Here is a 16,514-nt window from a genome sequence, read left to right as displayed (position 1 = left end):
TACGCGGGGGCATGCAGGTCACGTATCAGTTGAACAACCCGTAGAAGAATAGACGGATGCTATCCCACATACGGCGGAAGAAACCACCTTCCTCGACGCCGTCAAGGGCAATCAGGTCGGCGCTGTGAACCACTTTCTCGTCCAGTTTGACTTCCACTTTGCCGATCACGTCACCTTTGGCAATCGGTGCAGTGAGTTGCGGGTTCATGGTCATCGAAGCCACCAGACGTTTAAGCTGTCCTTTAGGCATGGTCATGGTCAGGTCTTCGGCCAGGCCAGCTTTGACCTCGCCGGTGGCGCCTTTCCAGACTGGCGCCTTGGTCAGCTCGGTGCCTTTCTGGTAGAAGGTCTGGGTTTCGAAGAAGCGGAAGCCGTAGGTCAGCAGCTTCTGGGTCTCTGCCGCACGCGACTGCTCGCTGTTGGTGCCGAATACCACGGCGATCAGGCGCTGGCCGTCACGAACGGCCGAAGCCACCATGCAGTAGCCGGCTTCTTCGGTGTGGCCGGTCTTCAGGCCGTCGACCGTCTTGTCACGCCACAGCAGCAGGTTGCGGTTCGGCTGCTTGATGTTGTTCCAGAAGAATTCCTTCTGCGAATAGATGGCGTAGTGGGCCGGGTCGACATTGATGATCGCGCGGGCCAGGGTCGCCATGTCATGCGCCGACGAGTAGTGGTCCGGATGTGGCAGACCGGTCGGGTTCATGAAGTGGCTGTTGCTCATGCCCAGGTCGGCAGCAGTCTTGTTCATCATGTCGGCGAAGGCGTCTTCGCTGCCGGCGATGTGCTCGGCCAGGGCGACCGAGGCGTCGTTGCCGGACTGGATGATGATGCCGTGCAGCAGGTCGCTGACGGTCACCTGGCTGCCCACCTTGATGAACATGCGCGAACCGCCGGTACGCCAGGCGTTTTCGCTGACGGTAACCGGATCGTTTTCGCCGATCTGGCCGCGACGGATGTCCAGGGTGGCGATGTAGGCGGTCATCAGCTTGGTCAGGCTGGCCGGCGGCAGGCGCTCGTCACCGTTGTTCTCGACCAGCACGTTGCCGCTGGACGCGTCCATGAGTACGTAGGACTTGGCTGCCAGTTGCGGTGGTGCCGGTGTCATCTGCTCAGCCGCGAAGGCGGCCGGCGTGATCATCAGCAGTACGGGCAGGCAAAGTCGTTTGGCAAGGTTGGTGATGTTCATCCGTCTCTCGAAAATCGCTAATGGTCTGAATTTCCCTGGGCAAGATCATGTGCCCAGCGCCAGTCAGTCTAGTTTTGTGGCCGTAGGCCTGGCCCGGCAAAATGCGGCGTTATGTCGCTGCGGGCAAAAGCCGACATTGTACATGCCTGCGTCCGGCAATTCATGACAAAACCGACAGCTTGGTGTTGCCTTCTTTTGCGGGCGCGCCCGGCAAAGAAGGCAATACGGTCAGTCGGCAGTGACCAGCTTGGCCTGCCCCAGGTTCGCCAGACGGATGCTGTCCTGCGCCTGCTGGATCTCGCCCTGGCTGCTGATCGGCCCGAGACGCACACGGTGCAAGGTCTGCTGGTTGCGCACGATCGAGCTGATGAACACCGGCGCACTCACCATGCTGCTGAGCTTGGAGCGCAGCAGTTCGGCGGCGTCCGGGTTGGCGAAGGCGCCCACCTGCAGGAAGCTGCCACCATTGTTGCCGGCCGGCACGTTGTTGCCGCCAACCTGCACCGGCACCACAGGTGCTGCGTGCTGTTGCGGCGGTGGCGTCCATTGCTCGACGCGCCCGGTGCTGGCCGGGATCGCCTGGGTCTGGGCCACTTGCGGCTCTTTCAGCACCATTGGCGGCGTCTGGCCACGTTGCGCCCACCATTGCTGCGGGTCGATGCCCTCGACGCGCACGTGCGCCGTACCGATCTCGGCGTAACCGAGTTTTTTCGCCGCGGCGTAGGACAGGTCGATGATGCGATCGGAATAGAACGGCCCCCGGTCGTTCACCCGCAGGATCACGCTGCGTCCGTTGGCCAGGTTGGTTACCTTCACGTAGGCCGGCAGCGGCAGGGTCTTGTGCGCCGCACTCATGCCGTACAGGTCGTAAAGCTCGCCGTTGGCGGTGTTCTGGCCGTGGAATTTGGTGCCATACCATGACGCAGTCCCCTCGGCGCGGTAGTTGCGCGCGTCCTGCATCGGGTAGTAGGTCTTGCCCAGCACCGTGTAGGGGTTGGCCTTGTAGTTGCCGGTGTGCACCGTCGGTGTGGCATCGGGGATCTTGCTCACATCCACGTCCCACCACGGCGCACCGTCCTTGTGTGCCCGGTTGATGTCCAGGCCTGGCTGGGTGCGCACCACATTACCGCTGCCTTGCTGGGCCGGGCGATTGGAAGAACAACTGGCCAGCAGCACGCCCACGGTGATACAGGTCAGCAGCTTGAAAGCGTTGGTAGAGATGATTGCGCGCATTACTTGACGCCCCGTGCTTGAACCAGCTGTTCCGATAGCTGATGCACCGCCATGGCATACATCACGCTGCGGTTGTAGCGAGTGATCGCGTAGAAGTTCTTCAGCCCCATCCAGTATTCGGGGCCATTGTCGCCCTCGAGACGGAAGGCGGTCACAGGCAGATCATCGCGCAACGAATCATGAACCGACCAGCCAAGCGCGCGCAACTCCCCTACCGTCTTCACCGGCTCGATGCCGGTGGTCAGGCCCTCGTCGGCCCGCCCGCCGTCGACCCAGGCGCGGCTGACCACGCCTTCGCCGGCCACCCAGCCGTGGCGCTTGAAGTAGCTGGCAACGCTGCCGATGGCATCGTCCGGGTTGTTCCAGATATTGATGTGGCCGTCGCCGTCGAAGTCCACCGCAAAGTTGCGGAAGCTGCTCGGCATGAACTGCGGCAAGCCCATGGCCCCGGCGTAGGAGCCTTTGAGCGTCAACGGGTCGAGCTGCTCCTCGCGTGACAGCAGCAGGAACTCGCGCAGCTCCTTGCGGAAGAACTCGGCCCGTGGCGGGTAATCGAAGCCCAGGGTCGACAGGGCGTCGATCACCCGGTAGTTGCCGGTGTTACGGCCGAAGAAGGTTTCCACGCCAATGATCGCGACAATGTACTGCGCCGGCACGCCGTATTCCTGCTCGGCACGGGCCAGGGCCGCCTCGTGCTGGCGCCAGAAATCCACGCCACGGGCGATGCGCGCATCGGTGATGAACATCGGCCGGTAGTCCTTCCACGGCTTTACCCGTTCGGCCGGGCGCGAAATGGCATCGAGGATCGCCTGCTTGCGTTGCACCTCACCGAATACAGCCCTCAACTGTTCGGGGGCAAAGCCATAGTCACGGCCCATTTCGCCAATGAACTGGGCCACCTGCGGCGAGTCCCCATAGTCGCCGGCATGGGCCACCTGTACAGCGCCGAACAGGCCCACCGCGCCGATCCACGGCGCACAACGGGCAGCCCAGTTACGCACTGCTTGCATGAAATTCTTCACCTTATTCAAACCTGTGCGATCCATTTGCGGTGCGTGTGGATCGACATCAGAACGCCAAACGCTGACAGCAGCGTCACCAACGAAGTTCCGCCATAGCTGATGAAGGGCAGCGGCACGCCCACCACGGGCAGAAGGCCGCTGACCATTCCGATATTGACGAACACATATACAAAGAAGGTCATGGTCAGGCTGCCGGCCAGCAGCTTGCCGAACAGGGTCTGCGCCTGGGCAGTGATCATCAGGCCGCGGCCAATCAGCAGCAGGTAGACAATCAGCAACAGGCAGATGCCGACCAGCCCGAATTCCTCGCCGAGCACGGCAATGATGAAGTCGGTATGGCTTTCCGGCAGGAAGTCCAGGTGCGACTGGGTACCCAGCAGCCAGCCCTTGCCGAACACGCCGCCCGAGCCGATCGCCGCCTTGGACTGGATGATGTTCCAGCCGGTGCCCAACGGGTCGCTCTCCGGATCGAGGAAGGTCAGCACCCGCTGCTTCTGGTAGTCGTGCATGACGAAGAACCACATCGCCACCGCCACCGGGACCGCCGCCGCCAGCACGCTGAGGATCCAGCGCCAGCGCAGCCCGCCCATGAACAGCACGAAGGCGCCGGAGGCGAGAATCAGCAGCGCGGTGCCCAGGTCGGGCTGGCGCACGATGAGGATGAACGGCACGCCAATCAGCACCAGGCTGATCGCCACGTGCTTGAGATGCGGCGGCAAGGTACGCTTGGACAGGTACCAGGCGATGGTCGCCGGCATGATGATCTTCATGAATTCGGAGGGCTGGAAGCGAATCACCCCGGGAATGTTGATCCAGCGCGTGGCCCCCATGGCGTTGTGGCCCATCACGTCCACCACCACCAGCAGCATCACCCCGACCAGGTAGGCCAGCGGCACCCAGCGTGCCATGAACCGAGGCTCCAGCTGGGCAATGACGAACATCGAAGCGAGGCCGATGCCGAATGAGGTGGCCTGCTTGAGCAGCAGGTCCCAGTTCTTGCCACTGGCCGAGTACAGCACGAACAGGCTGCCCGCCGCGAGGGTCAGCAGAATGACCAGCAAAGGACCGTCGACATGAATGCGCTGCAGAAAGCTGGCGCGCCGACGCATCACATCCTCGCTGGAGAGCATGCGGTCGAAATTGTTCATCACAGGGCGGATTCCTGGGTAACGGTGGCGGGCGCGAACTCGGGCTTGAGCCGGCCGTTTTCGTCGAGCAGCCAGGCGTCCATCACCTGACGTACCACCGGTGCGGCGACGCCCGAGCCCGACTCACCGTTCTCGACCATCACCGATACCACGATTTTCGGGTCGTCGGCCGGAGCGAAGGCGACGAACAGAGCATGGTCGCGGTGGCGCTCCTGGAGCTTGTTGCGGTCGTATTTCTCGCCCTGCTTGATCGCCACCACCTGGGCGGTACCGCTCTTCCCGGCAATGCGGTACTGCGCACCGATGGCCGCCTTGCGCGCGGTACCGCGTGCGTTGTGCATCACCTGCTCCATGCCATGGGTGACCTTGGCCCAGTCGGACTTGTCACGCAGCACGATGTTGTCCATGGGGTTTTCGTCCACCGGTGGCTGGCCTTCGATGGTCTTGGCCAGGTGCGGGCGGTTCCACACCCCCTTGTTGGCGATAAGCGCGGTGGCCTGGGCCAGTTGCAACGGCGTGGCCTGCATGTAGCCCTGGCCGATACCGAGGATCAGGGTTTCGCCGGGGAACCAGGCCTGACGGCGCGTGGCGCGCTTCCATTCACGCGACGGCATGAGCCCGGCGGATTCCTCGAACATGTCCAGGGAAACCCGCTGGCCGATGCCGAACTTGTTCATGTAGCTGGACAACCGGTCGATGCCCATCTTGTGCGCCAGGTCGTAGAAGTAGGTGTCGTTGGAGCGCATGATCGCGGTGTCCAGGTCGACCCAGCCATCGCCGCTGCGGTTCCAGTTGCGGTACTTGTGGTCGTAGTTCGGCAGTTGGTAATAGCCCGGGTCGAACACCCGGCTACCGGCATTGACCACGCCACTGTCCAGGCCGGCAATGGCCACGGCCGGTTTGATCGTCGAACCCGGCGGGTACAGGCCGCGCAGCACGCGGTTGAACAGCGGCCGGTCGATCGAGTCGCGCAGCTCGGCATAGGCCTTGAAACCAATGCCGGTGACGAACAGGTTGGGGTCGAAGCTGGGCTGGCTGACCATCGCCAGCACTTCGCCGGTACGCGGATCAAGCGCCACCACCGCACCGCGCCGGCCACCCAGGGCAGCCTCGGCGGCTTCCTGCAGCTTGATGTCGAGGCTCAGCACAATGTCCTTGCCCGGTTTCGGGTCGGTACGCTTGAGCACGCGCAACACCCGGCCACGGGCGTTGGTCTCGACTTCCTCGTAGCCGACCTGGCCGTGCAGGGCATCTTCGTAGAACCGCTCGATGCCGGTCTTGCCAATGTGGTGGGTGCCGCTGTAGTTCACCGGGTCGAGCGTTTTCAGCTCCTTCTCGTTGATCCGCCCCACGTACCCCACCGAATGCGCAAAGTGCGCGCCCTGAGGGTAGTGGCGCACCAGCTGGGCCACCACTTCCACCCCCGGCAGGCGGAACTGGTTCACGGCCACCCGGGCGATCTGCTCTTCGTTGAGCTCGAACAGGATCGGCACCGGCTCGAACGGCCGACGACCCTGGCGCATGCGCTTCTCGAACAGGGCGCGGTCGTCCGGGGTCAGCTCCAGCACTTCGACGATGTTGTCCAGCACTTCCTGCCAGTTGCCCGCACGCTCGCGCGTTACGGACAGGCTGAAGCTGGGACGGTTGTCGGCAACGATCACCCCGTTACGGTCGAAGATCAGCCCGCGGGTCGGCGGGATCGGCTGCACATGCACCCGGTTGTTCTCCGAGAGTGTCGAGTGGTAGTCGTACTGGATGATCTGCAGGTAGTACAGCCGCGCGATCAGCACGCAGACAAGCATGACGATCGCCACCGCGCCGACCACGACGCGGTTGCGCACCAGGCGGGCGTCTTTCTCATGGTCCTTGAGACGGATCGGCTGCGACATCGGGCTGCTTAGAGGTTCATTTGTGATAAGGATGCCCGGACAACACGGTCCAGGCGCGGTAGATCTGCTCGCCGATGAGTATCCTTACCAACGGGTGCGGCAGGGTCAACGGCGACAGCGACCAGCGTTGCTCGGCGCGGGCACAGACCTCAGGCGCCAGGCCCTCCGGGCCGCCCACCATCAGATTCACCGTGCGCGCATCCAGGCGCCAGCGGTCCAGCTCTGTCGCCAGTTGCTCGGTACTCCAGGGCTTGCCATGGACTTCGAGGGTGACGATGCGCTCCCCCGGCTGAACCTTGCTCAGCATGGCCTCGCCCTCCTGACGAATCAGGCGGGTGACATCGGCATTCTTGCCCCGGGTATTCAGCGGGATTTCCACCAGCTCCAGCGACAGCTCGGCGGGCAGGCGCTTGGCATACTCGTGCCAGCCTTCCTCGACCCACTTCGGCATGCGCGAGCCGACCGCGATCAGGCGCAGACGCACAGCGCTATCCTTATTCCCGGTCCTTGAGCTTTTCGGAGTACTCGTGGGCCTGGTCAGGGCTGTGGTGCTTGCCATCAGCGGCACGGCTTTGCTCGGCTCCTTGCCACAGGCGTTCCAGATCGTAGAACTGGCGGGCAGCGGCGGTCATCATGTGCACGATGACGTCGTTCAGGTCCAGCAACACCCAATCGCTGTCGCCCTTGCCTTCTTCGCCCAATGGCTGGGCGCCCTTGGCCTTGACCGCTTCGCGAACCTTTTCCAGCATCGCGTTGATCTGGCGGTTGGAGGTACCGGTGGCAATGATCATGTAATCAGTCAGGCTGTGCTTATCGCGGACGTCGATGACCTGGATGTCCTGGGCCTTGACGTCTTCCAGCGCTGCCTTGGTCAGGGCAACCAGTTCTTCGCCGTGGATTTTCTGCTTGGTCATATAAAACTCGTTCAACTCGTTGGATGAGGCGCCAGAGGCACCGTCAGTTAGGCGCACGATACAGTTCGTGCGCCTCGATGTAGGCCAGTACGGCGTCCGGCACCAGGAACCTCACCGACTTGCCGCTGGCCAGCAGCTGTCGGATCTGTGTAGCCGACACCGCAAGCGGCGTCTGCCAGACGAACGAAATGTTTCCCGCCGGGCCGGACATGGCGGTGGGATCGCTCTCCGAGCGCGCAGCCAGCAGGTTGCGTAGCTCGTCAGGGGGTTCGACGTCGGCATCCGGGCGTTGCAGTACCAGGATGTGACAGTGTTGCAGCAATTCTTCCCAGCGGTGCCAGGCGGGCAGGCCGCAAAAGGCATCCCAGCCCAGCACCAGGAACAGCTGGTCGTTGGCGCCGAGCTCGGCACGGATCGACTCCAGCGTATCGATGGTGTACGAGGGCTTGTCGCGCGCCAGCTCACGGGCATCCACGCTCAGGCAGGGCACGCCCTGCACGGCGCCTTGCACCATGGCCAGGCGGTCCTTGGCGGCCACTTGCGGGGTGTCGCGGTGCGGCGGCCTGGCATTGGGCAACAGGCGCAGCTCGTCCAGCCCCATGAACTCGGCTACTTCCAGCGCGCTGCGCAGGTGGCCGATGTGCACGGGGTCGAAGGTGCCGCCTAGAATGCCGATGCGCCGGACTGCCTGGGCCTTGCTCAATTCAGCAGGACTCCTGGCCGCGCAGCTGGCCGTCGCCGATCACCACATACTTCTCGCAGGTCAGGCCTTCCAGGCCGACCGGGCCGCGCGCATGCAGCTTGTCGGTGGAAATACCGATCTCGGCACCCAGGCCGTACTCGAAGCCGTCGGCGAAGCAGGTAGGGGTATTGAGCATGACCGACGCCGAGTCGACTTCGGCCATGAACTGGCGAGCTTCGCCCTGGTGCTCGCTGATGATCGAATCGGTGTGGTGCGAGCCATAGTGGTTGATGTGTTCGATGGCCTGGTCCAGGCCATCGACCACGCGGATCGACAGGATCGCATCCAGGTATTCGGTGTGCCAGTCGGCCTCGGTGGCCGGCCTGGCGTCGATGATCGCCCGGGTGCGCTCGCAGCCACGCAGCTCGACGCCCTTCTGCTGGAAGCGGCGGGCCATTTCTGGCAGGAAACGCTCGGCCACCTGCTGGTCGACCAGGAGGGTTTCCATGGCGCCACAAATGCCGTAGCGGTAGGTCTTGGCGTTGAACGCCACGCGCCAGGCCTTGTCCAGGTCGGCATGCTGGCTGACATAGATATGGCAGATGCCATCCAGGTGCTTGATCACCGGTACGCGGGCATCACGGCTGATGCGTTCGATCAGGCCTCGGCCACCACGTGGCACGATGACGTCGACGTACTCCGGCATGCTGATCAGGGCACCCACGGCCTCGCGGTCGGTGGTCTCGACCACCTGCACCACCGCCGCCGGCAGGCCGGCTGCCGCAAGGCCACGCTGGATGCAGGTGGCAATCGCGCGATTGGAATGGATGGCTTCGGAGCCGCCACGCAGGATGGTCGCGTTGCCCGACTTCAGGCACAGACTGGCGGCATCTATGGTCACGTTCGGACGCGATTCGTAGATGATCCCGATCACCCCCAGCGGCGTACGCATCTTGCCCACCTGAATACCCGAAGGGCGGTAGCTCATGTCGCGGATGGCACCGACCGGGTCCGGCAGGCTGGCGACCTGGCGCAGGCCGGTGATCATGCCATCGATACGCGCCGGGGTGAGTGCCAGACGGTCGAGCAGTGCCGGCTCCAGGCCGTTGGCGCGACCGGCAGCCAGATCCAGCTCGTTGGCAGCGGTCAGCTCGGCACGGGCGGCATCCAGCGCGTCGGCGGCAGCCTGCAGGGCGCGGTTCTTCTGCGCAGTGCTGGCGCGACCGATCACCCGGGAAGCCTCGCGGGCAGCGCGACCCAGGCGGGTCATATAGTCAAGAACGGACTCAGTCATGGGTTCGATGTCTTGGCGAAGGGGAAATCGGCTGATTATAACTGCCGCGCAGGTGTACGCCCAGCGGTGGCTGGCGGATGGTCGAAAATGGGCGGGGTTATCGGGTAGAAAAGATGTAACAGGGTTATCGAAATCTTCCCCCTGTTACCGGCAACGAGGCCGGAGCTATCGACATCGCATCCGATTCAGCCTCGATTAAGCCATTCATTGCTATCATCCCCGCCTTCCCCAGCCGCGAACTGCCCGCATGCCAGCACTGCCCGACAGCTTCTTCGACCGCGACGCCCAGATCCTGGCCAAGGCCTTGCTGGGCAAAGTCATTCGTCACCGCCACGGCAACCTGTGGCTGGCCGCACGGATCATCGAGACCGAAGCCTATTACCTCACCGACAAAGGCAGCCACGCCTCGCTCGGCTACACCGAAAAGCGCAAGGCGCTGTTCCTCGATGGCGGGCACATCTACATGTACTACGCGCGTGGCGGCGACTCGCTGAACTTCAGTGCCCACGGGCCGGGCAACGCGGTGCTGATCAAGTCCGCCTATCCTTGGCAGGATGCAATCTCAGGGCCGAACAGCCTGGCGCAGATGCAACTGAACAACCCCGACGCCAGCGGTAACCTGCGCCCGACCGAACGCCTGTGCGCCGGGCAGACGCTGCTGTGCCGCGCCCTCGGCCTGAAAGTGCCGCAGTGGGACGCCCAGCGCTTCGACCCCGAACGCCTGTACGTGGAGGACTGCAGCCTCGCCGTGCCGCGGGTCATCCAGACGGCCCGCCTGGGCATCCCGCATGGCCGCGACGAGCATCTGCCCTACCGTTTCGTCGACGCCGAGTACGCCCGTTTCTGCACGCGGAACCCGTTGCGTCGAGGCCAAGTCGAAGGCCGCGACTTCTTCATTCTCGAACAAGGAAGCTGAACCATGGGCCAATGGCTTGACAGCCTGACCGGCTGGCTCAGCGCCAACCCGCAGTGGCTTGGCCTGGCAATTTTCCTGGTGGCGTGCATCGAATGCCTGGCCATTGCCGGCATCATCGTGCCAGGCACCATCTTGTTGTTCGCGGTCGCGGTGCTGGCCGGCAGCGGCACCTTCAGCCTGGGCGAAACGCTGCTGCTGGGCTTTCTCGGCGGCCTGCTCGGCGACGCCGTGTCCTATGCAGTGGGCAAGCATTTCCACCAGAACATCCGCCGCCTGCCGTTGCTGCGTCACCACCCGGAATGGATCGGCAGCGCCGAAACCTATTTCCAGCGCTACGGCATCGCCAGCCTGCTGGTGGGGCGCTTCATCGGGCCGTTGCGCCCCATGCTGCCGATGGTCGCCGGCATGTTCGACATGCCGCTGCCGCGCTTCATCGCCGTCAGCCTGGTGGCCGGCGCGGGCTGGTCGGTGGCCTACCTGCTGCCCGGCTGGGCCACGGGTGCAGCCATGCGCCTGCCATTGCCGGAAGGCTTCTGGCTGGATGCCGGCATCATCGCCGGCACCCTGGCAGTGACCATCGGCTTGAGCCTGAACACCAGCATTCGCGACCAACGCCACGGCACCCGCCTGATCGCCGGCATGAGTTTCGTCGCCCTGGCCGGGGTGTTCCTGGGCTGGCCCTACCTGCACGAATTCGACCAAGGCGTAATGACACTGGTACAGGAGCACCGCAGCCAGGCCATCGATGGCGCCGTGGTGTTGGTGACCCGGCTGGGCGATTTCCGCACCCAGCTGGTCCTGGGCGGCCTGCTGACCGGCCTGCTGCTGCTTGCCCGGCAGTGGCGCCACGCGCTGTTTGCCGCAGGCGCGCTCATGGGCACGGCGTTTGCCAACGGCAGCCTGAAATGGCTGTTCGCCCGGGCCCGTCCTGAAGTACTCAGTGACCCCTTGACCAGCTACAGCATGCCCAGCGGGCACAGTTCGGCATCGTTCGCGTTTTTCCTGGTGCTGGCCGTGCTGGCAGGGCGCGGGCAGCCGCCACGGATGCGCCTGACCTGGGTCACGCTGGGCTGCATTCCGGCACTGGCAATCGCCCTGTCGCGGGTGTATCTGGGAGCGCACTGGCCTACCGACATCCTCGCCGGGGCCCTGCTGGCATGCTGCGTATGCGCGCTGAGCCTGGCCTTGGCGCAGCGACAGCAGACCCTGCCGGCCTTGCCGCTGCGGGTGTGGTGGCTGGTATTGCCGGCGTGCATCGCGTTACTGGCGTTCTTTGCCTTGCATGCGTTGCCGCAGGCGTTGTTGCGCTATCAATACTGATAGCGCCGTGCAGGAGCGGCGTGGTGTCGCGAAAGCGCCAGCGCACGCGACATCGGGTCAGGCAAACAGCTCGCCCTGAATCCGCTCCAGAAGTCTCTGGATCTCGCCCAGCCGCTGCTGCGGCGAGTCGAGGGTCAGCAGGTCCAGCTTGTCCTCCTCCATGAACGGCAACAGGTAGGCCAACTGGTTGGCCAGCGCCTGCCGCCCGCCTACCGGACGCGGCATGTCCAGGGCCTCCACCATCGGGTGCTCGCCCAGCGCTACAAGCAACGCCAGCAGGTCGTCGTCGGCCTCGAGCAACGGGCTGTCCGCCTGCTCCGGCAACCATTGCACCTGCCCCACCAGCAGTTGGTCCTTCTGCACCTCGGTGCTCTCCAGGCTGAAGCGCCGCATACCTTCGACGCGAATGCCCAACAAACCGTTATCCTGCTGCACGAAATCGCGGATCACCGCCTCGCAGCCGATCGAGGCCACCACCGGCGGCGCCTTGCCGACCTGTTCGCCTTCCAGGATGCACACCACACCGAAACCTTCGCCCTGCTTCATGCAGCGGCCAATCATGTCCAGGTAGCGCGCCTCGAAAATCTGCAGATCGAGAAAGCAGCCAGGAAACAGCACGGTATTGAGCGGAAACAGCGGTAGCGTCATTGCAAGTCCTCAAGCCACCAGGCTGACCGCCAGCGGCAGGAATACCGCCGTGGCCACCCCCATCAGGCTCATCGCCAGCGCGGCAAAGGCGCCGCATTCGTCACTTTCCTGCAGGGCCACCGAAGTGCCCACCGCATGCGCGGTCACACCCAGCGCCATGCCCCGCGCCTCGGGGCTGTGCACGCCGCAGCGGCTCAGCAGCGCCGGGCCGAAGATGGCCCCGAGCACCCCGGTGATCAACACGAACACCGCCGCCAGGGCCGCCACCCCGCCAATCTGTTCGGCCACCAGCATGGCGATCGGCGAAGTCACCGACTTCGGCGCCATGGTCATGAGGATCATGTGTTCGGCACCGAACCACCAGCCGAGCACCAGGCAGAACAGCGTGGCAAACAGGCCTCCGATTACCAGCGTAGTAAAGATGGGCCAGAACAGCTGCCGGATACGCCGCAGGTTCAGGTACAGCGGCACCGCCAGGGCCACGGTGGCAGGCCCCAGCAGGATGTTCATGATCTCCGTGCTCTTGCGGTACTCGCGGTAGTCGATGCCGAACAGCAGCAGCACGCCGATCACCAGCAGCATCGATACCAGCACCGGCTGCAGGAAGATCCAGCGGGTCTTCTCGTAGGCGGCCAGCACCACTTGGTAGGCACCGAGGGTAATACCGATACCGAACAAGGGATGGTGCACCACCGCGTCGAGCGCGCCTTGCCAGTCAGGAATCATGGCTGCTCCTCGCGGCGGCCCTGGCGCTGGATGAGCTTTTGCATCAACACGCCAACAAACGCCAGGGTCACCAGGCAGGAAATCAGCAACGCCCCGACGATGGCCCAGAAGTCAGCGGCAATGTCTCTGGCATACACCATCACCCCCACCGCCGGTGGCACCAGCAACAGCGGCAGGTAGCGCAGCATGCTGCTGGCCGCCTCGTTCAGCGGCTTGCCAACCTCTCCACGGGCCATGAGAAAACACAGCAGCAGCAACAGGCCGATGATCGGCCCCGGCAGAAACGGCACCAACAAGTGGTTGATCGCCGTACCCAGCAACTGGAACAGCACCAGCCAGGTCAGACCACGCAACAGCATAAGCATCTCCCTCGTGCACGACTGCCATTATAAGCATGCGGCCGCTTTATACCGATATTCGCCGAAATACCTGCAACTTGACTGAAACGGTTCGCCGTGCTGATCTTGCACATTCGTACCAACTGACAACTTGGAGAGCCCGCGATGCCCTATGTACCAGTTACAGAGCTTTCGCAGTACGTTGGTAAGGAACTGGGCCATTCGGCCTGGCTGAAGATCGACCAGCAGCGCATCAATCTGTTCGCCGAAGCCACAGGCGATTTCCAGTTCATCCATGTGGACCCGGCAAAGGCGGCGCAGACGCCGTTCGGCAGCACCATCGCCCATGGTTTCCTGACGTTGTCGCTGATACCCAAGCTGATCGAGGACATCCTGGTCCTGCCGCAAGGGCTGAAGATGGTGGTGAACTACGGACTGGACAGCGTGCGTTTCATCCAGCCGGTCAAGGTCGATAGCCAGGTGCGGCTGAAGGTGGAACTGGCAGAGGTGTCGGAAAAGAAGCCGGGGCAGTGGCTGCTCAAGGCGATTGCCACGCTGGAGATCGATGGCCAGGACAAGCCGGCCTATATAGCTGAATCGCTCTCCCTGTGTTTTGTCTGATGGATTTCGGGGGCGCTGCACGCCCCCATGCCAAGCCGATCCACAAATCCCCCGCACTCGCGTAAACTGCCAGCCTTCGCGCAGCCTGGGGCTGCCCCTGTCGATTTACCAAAGGTGCCCGCCATGCCCTGGCTGCAAGTACGCCTGGCCATCAGCCCGGAACAAGCCGAAACCTACGAAGATGCCCTGCTCGAAGTGGGCGCTGTTTCGGTCACGTTCATGGACGCCGAGGATCAACCGATCTTCGAGCCAGACCTCAACACTACCCCGTTGTGGTCGCACACCCACCTGCTGGCCCTGTTCGAGGCCGATGCCGAGCCCGAGCAGGTGTTTTCCCACCTGCGCCTGCTGACCGGTGCCGAGCTGCCCGAGCACCAGGCCGAGGTGATCGAGGACCAGGACTGGGAACGCAGCTGGATGGACAACTTCCAGCCAATGCGCTTCGGCCGCCGCCTGTGGATCGTGCCCAGCTGGCACGAAGCTCCGGAAAAGGACGCGGTGAATCTGCTGCTCGACCCGGGCCTGGCGTTCGGTACCGGCACCCACCCGACCACCGCCCTGTGCCTGGAATGGCTCGACGGCCAGCAGCTGGAAGGCACCCAGGTGCTGGACTTCGGTTGCGGCTCGGGCATTCTGGCCATCGCCGCGCTGCTGCTGGGCGCCCGCGAGGCCGTCGGTACCGACATCGATGTACAGGCCATCGAGGCTTCGCGCGACAACGCCCAGCGCAACGGCATCGCCGATGAAAAGCTGGCGCTGTACCTGCCCGAACACATGCCGGCGATGCAGGCCGACGTACTGGTCGCCAACATCCTCGCCGGCCCGCTGGTGTCGCTGGCGCCGCAGCTGTCCGGGCTGGTCCGCCCCGGGGGCCTGCTGGCGCTGTCGGGCATCCTCGCCGAACAGGGCGAAGAAGTGGCTGCGGCCTATGCCGCCGACTTCGAGCTGGACCCGATCGTCGTGCGCGACGGCTGGGTACGCATCAGTGGTCGCCGCCGTTAAGCCGGCCTAGAATACTTTTCTGCACAGTTCCCGGATTGCCGCATGACCGACAGTTTCGTCACCCAGTGCCCGCATTGCCAGACTAGCTTTCGCGTCACTCACCACCAACTGAGCGTGGCTCGCGGCGTAGTGCGCTGCGGCAACTGCCTGCAGGTATTCAACGCTGCCAGGCAGTTGCTGGAGCAGAATCGCGCCAGCACGGCGAATGCACCTGTGGTGGCGGAACCGGCGCTGAAAGCGCCTGACGAGCCGGCGGCCAAGCCAACGGTCTCGCCAGAGCCGGATGTCACCGAGCGCAGCAGTGCGCCAGACCAGGACTGGGCGCTGACTGCCCAGGCGCTGGACGCCCTCGATCTCGACAAGGAGCTGGAGCGCCTGGAGCGTCGCGGCCAGCCGGCAGCGGCGCACCCGGCCGAGCAGAATGACGGGCTGCAGGCGAGGCGCGACGAATTGCAGCCGGATGAGCACGCCGACGACCTGTTCGGCACGGCCACCGATGAACCCTTCGAGCCACCACAGGCAGATGAGCCGGCCGTGGAGCGGCAGCCGCTGGAGCTGGATCTCGAACCTGCCCCGGGCGAGCGCACCGAGCCGACCTTGGGCGGCAGCCTGGAACTGGACCTTGACGATGGGCCGCCGGTACACCATGCCGCGGACGATGACCACCCTGCCTTCGCCGAACCGCTGCGTGCCGACGACGACGCAATCCCGGAAAAAGGCCTGAGCGCGCGCGACGACGAACCCTTGGCGCTGAGCCTGTCGGCGCACGATGACGACCCTGTCGAGCCGCTGCCTGGCGCACGCCTGGAACCGGGCTTTGCCGCCAAGCCAGAGCGCCCGGCACGCAAGGAGCCGCTGGTCGACGTGGTCGACGACCCATTGCAGCTGGGCTGGGAGAGGCCCGCACCGAACTGGGGCAAGCGCCTGCTGTGGGGCTTTCTGACCTTGCTCGCCGCCGGCCTGCTGGCGTTTCAGTACGTGTGGTTCCACTTCGACGAAATGGCCCGTCAGGACCAGTACCGGCCGCTCTTCCAGCAAATCTGCCCGTTGGTCGGGTGCGAAGTCCCGACTCGCGTCGATATTGCCCGGATCAAGAGCAGCAACCTGGTGGTGCGCAGCCACCCGGACTTCAAGGGCGCGTTGATCGTCGATGCGATAATCTACAACCGCGCGCCGTTCGCCCAGCCGTTCCCACTGCTGGAGCTGCGCTTCGCCGACCTCAATGGCCAGCTGATCGCCAGCCGGCGCTTCAAGCCCAGCGAGTATCTCTCCGGAGAACTGGCCGGGCGTGGCGAAATGCCCAGCCAGACCCCGATCCATATCGCCCTGGACATCCTTGATCCTGGGCCGAAGGCAGTCAACTACAGCCTCAGCTTCCGTTCACCAGAATAAGCAATAGGCTTGTGGGGCGCCTGGCGCTCCTTTCGCGACCCAAGGCCGCCGCTCCTGATGGTGATCGCAGCCCTGTGTCGCGAAAGGCGGCAAAGCAGCCCAAGCCTTTCCTCCATACCAAATGTCATAAGCCGACAGCTGTTCAGATTTTATCCAAATCCATCTTTATCCGGTCACCGAGAG

General features: G+C 64.0%; 17 protein-coding genes. 5 read left to right on the top strand and 12 right to left on the bottom strand.

Annotated features, from left to right (window positions below):
• Positions 1–25 precede the first annotated feature (25 nt).
• From ACVWZT_RS11950 to ACVWZT_RS11910, 9 genes are all read right to left on the bottom strand, one after another.
• Positions 26–1,186, bottom strand: coding sequence for a D-alanyl-D-alanine carboxypeptidase family protein (locus ACVWZT_RS11950; protein ID WP_296232157.1), 1,161 nt, complete (start codon positions 1,184–1,186; stop codon positions 26–28).
• 228 nt (positions 1,187–1,414) lie between these two features.
• Positions 1,415–2,419 (bottom strand): septal ring lytic transglycosylase RlpA family protein, encoded by a 1,005-nt coding sequence (locus ACVWZT_RS11945; protein ID WP_296232158.1) that lies wholly within the window; start codon positions 2,417–2,419, stop codon positions 1,415–1,417.
• Positions 2,419–3,429, bottom strand: a complete 1,011-nt coding sequence (gene mltB, locus ACVWZT_RS11940) for a lytic murein transglycosylase B (protein WP_296232160.1) — start codon at positions 3,427–3,429, stop codon at positions 2,419–2,421. Before mltB ends, ACVWZT_RS11945 begins: the two co-directional genes overlap by 1 nt.
• Before the next feature lie 17 nt (positions 3,430–3,446).
• A complete protein-coding gene (gene rodA / locus ACVWZT_RS11935) occupies positions 3,447–4,550 on the bottom strand; it encodes a rod shape-determining protein RodA (RefSeq protein ID WP_225780751.1) in 1,104 nt (367 codons plus the stop codon).
• 38 nt (positions 4,551–4,588) lie between these two features.
• Complete coding sequence (mrdA, locus tag ACVWZT_RS11930) at positions 4,589–6,478, bottom strand: penicillin-binding protein 2 (RefSeq protein ID WP_296232162.1); 1,890 nt, start codon at positions 6,476–6,478, stop codon at positions 4,589–4,591.
• Positions 6,479–6,494: 16 nt separating this feature from the next.
• The gene (rlmH, locus tag ACVWZT_RS11925; protein WP_296232165.1) at positions 6,495–6,962 is read right to left on the bottom strand and encodes a 23S rRNA (pseudouridine(1915)-N(3))-methyltransferase RlmH; all 468 of its coding nucleotides are present in this window, start codon (positions 6,960–6,962) and stop codon (positions 6,495–6,497) included.
• Positions 6,963–6,972: 10 nt separating this feature from the next.
• A complete protein-coding gene (rsfS, locus tag ACVWZT_RS11920) occupies positions 6,973–7,392 on the bottom strand; it encodes a ribosome silencing factor (protein WP_170032886.1) in 420 nt (139 codons plus the stop codon).
• 43 nt (positions 7,393–7,435) lie between these two features.
• Positions 7,436–8,095 carry a nicotinate-nucleotide adenylyltransferase gene (gene nadD, locus ACVWZT_RS11915; protein WP_457469464.1) on the bottom strand — a complete coding sequence of 220 codons (660 nt, stop codon included), beginning with the start codon at positions 8,093–8,095 and terminating at the stop codon, positions 7,436–7,438.
• A 1-nt stretch (position 8,096) separates the two neighbouring features.
• Positions 8,097–9,368 (bottom strand): glutamate-5-semialdehyde dehydrogenase, encoded by a 1,272-nt coding sequence (locus tag ACVWZT_RS11910; protein ID WP_457469462.1) that lies wholly within the window; start codon positions 9,366–9,368, stop codon positions 8,097–8,099.
• A gap of 247 nt (positions 9,369–9,615) precedes the next feature.
• Here ACVWZT_RS11910 and ACVWZT_RS11905 point away from each other — a divergent pair, with 247 nt between their 5' ends.
• Both ACVWZT_RS11905 and ACVWZT_RS11900 read left to right on the top strand, forming a co-directional pair.
• The gene (locus ACVWZT_RS11905) at positions 9,616–10,284 is read left to right on the top strand and encodes a DNA-3-methyladenine glycosylase (protein WP_457469460.1); all 669 of its coding nucleotides are present in this window, start codon (positions 9,616–9,618) and stop codon (positions 10,282–10,284) included.
• Between the two features lie 3 nt (positions 10,285–10,287).
• Entirely contained in the window at positions 10,288–11,604 is a 1,317-nt protein-coding gene (locus tag ACVWZT_RS11900) for a bifunctional DedA family/phosphatase PAP2 family protein (RefSeq protein WP_296232169.1), read from the top strand.
• A gap of 57 nt (positions 11,605–11,661) precedes the next feature.
• On the opposite strand, the gene ACVWZT_RS11895 is transcribed toward ACVWZT_RS11900, so the two are convergent.
• Genes ACVWZT_RS11895 through ACVWZT_RS11885 form a run of 3 tightly spaced genes read right to left on the bottom strand, consistent with a single transcriptional unit; the run spans position 11,662 to position 13,337 of the window.
• Complete coding sequence (locus ACVWZT_RS11895) at positions 11,662–12,252, bottom strand: LON peptidase substrate-binding domain-containing protein (protein WP_296232170.1); 591 nt, start codon at positions 12,250–12,252, stop codon at positions 11,662–11,664.
• A gap of 9 nt (positions 12,253–12,261) precedes the next feature.
• Positions 12,262–12,978 (bottom strand): LrgB family protein, encoded by a 717-nt coding sequence (locus ACVWZT_RS11890; RefSeq protein WP_296232171.1) that lies wholly within the window; start codon positions 12,976–12,978, stop codon positions 12,262–12,264.
• Positions 12,975–13,337 (bottom strand): CidA/LrgA family protein, encoded by a 363-nt coding sequence (locus tag ACVWZT_RS11885; RefSeq protein ID WP_457469457.1) that lies wholly within the window; start codon positions 13,335–13,337, stop codon positions 12,975–12,977. The genes ACVWZT_RS11890 and ACVWZT_RS11885 overlap by 4 nt, the downstream gene beginning before the upstream one ends.
• A gap of 144 nt (positions 13,338–13,481) precedes the next feature.
• Between ACVWZT_RS11885 and ACVWZT_RS11880 the strand changes: the two genes are divergently transcribed.
• From ACVWZT_RS11880 to ACVWZT_RS11870, 3 genes are all read left to right on the top strand, one after another.
• Positions 13,482–13,937: a MaoC family dehydratase gene (locus ACVWZT_RS11880; protein WP_296232175.1), complete on the top strand. Its 456-nt coding sequence runs from the start codon at positions 13,482–13,484 to the stop codon at positions 13,935–13,937.
• Positions 13,938–14,060: 123 nt separating this feature from the next.
• Positions 14,061–14,939, top strand: coding sequence for a 50S ribosomal protein L11 methyltransferase (gene prmA / locus ACVWZT_RS11875; RefSeq protein WP_186686556.1), 879 nt, complete (start codon positions 14,061–14,063; stop codon positions 14,937–14,939).
• A gap of 42 nt (positions 14,940–14,981) precedes the next feature.
• Positions 14,982–16,331 carry a DUF3426 domain-containing protein gene (locus ACVWZT_RS11870; RefSeq protein WP_457469455.1) on the top strand — a complete coding sequence of 450 codons (1,350 nt, stop codon included), beginning with the start codon at positions 14,982–14,984 and terminating at the stop codon, positions 16,329–16,331.
• Positions 16,332–16,514 lie beyond the last annotated feature (183 nt).

It is taken from the genome of Pseudomonas sp. TE21394 (assembly GCF_054057835.1).
This window is presented reverse-complemented; position numbering and strand designations above follow the sequence as displayed.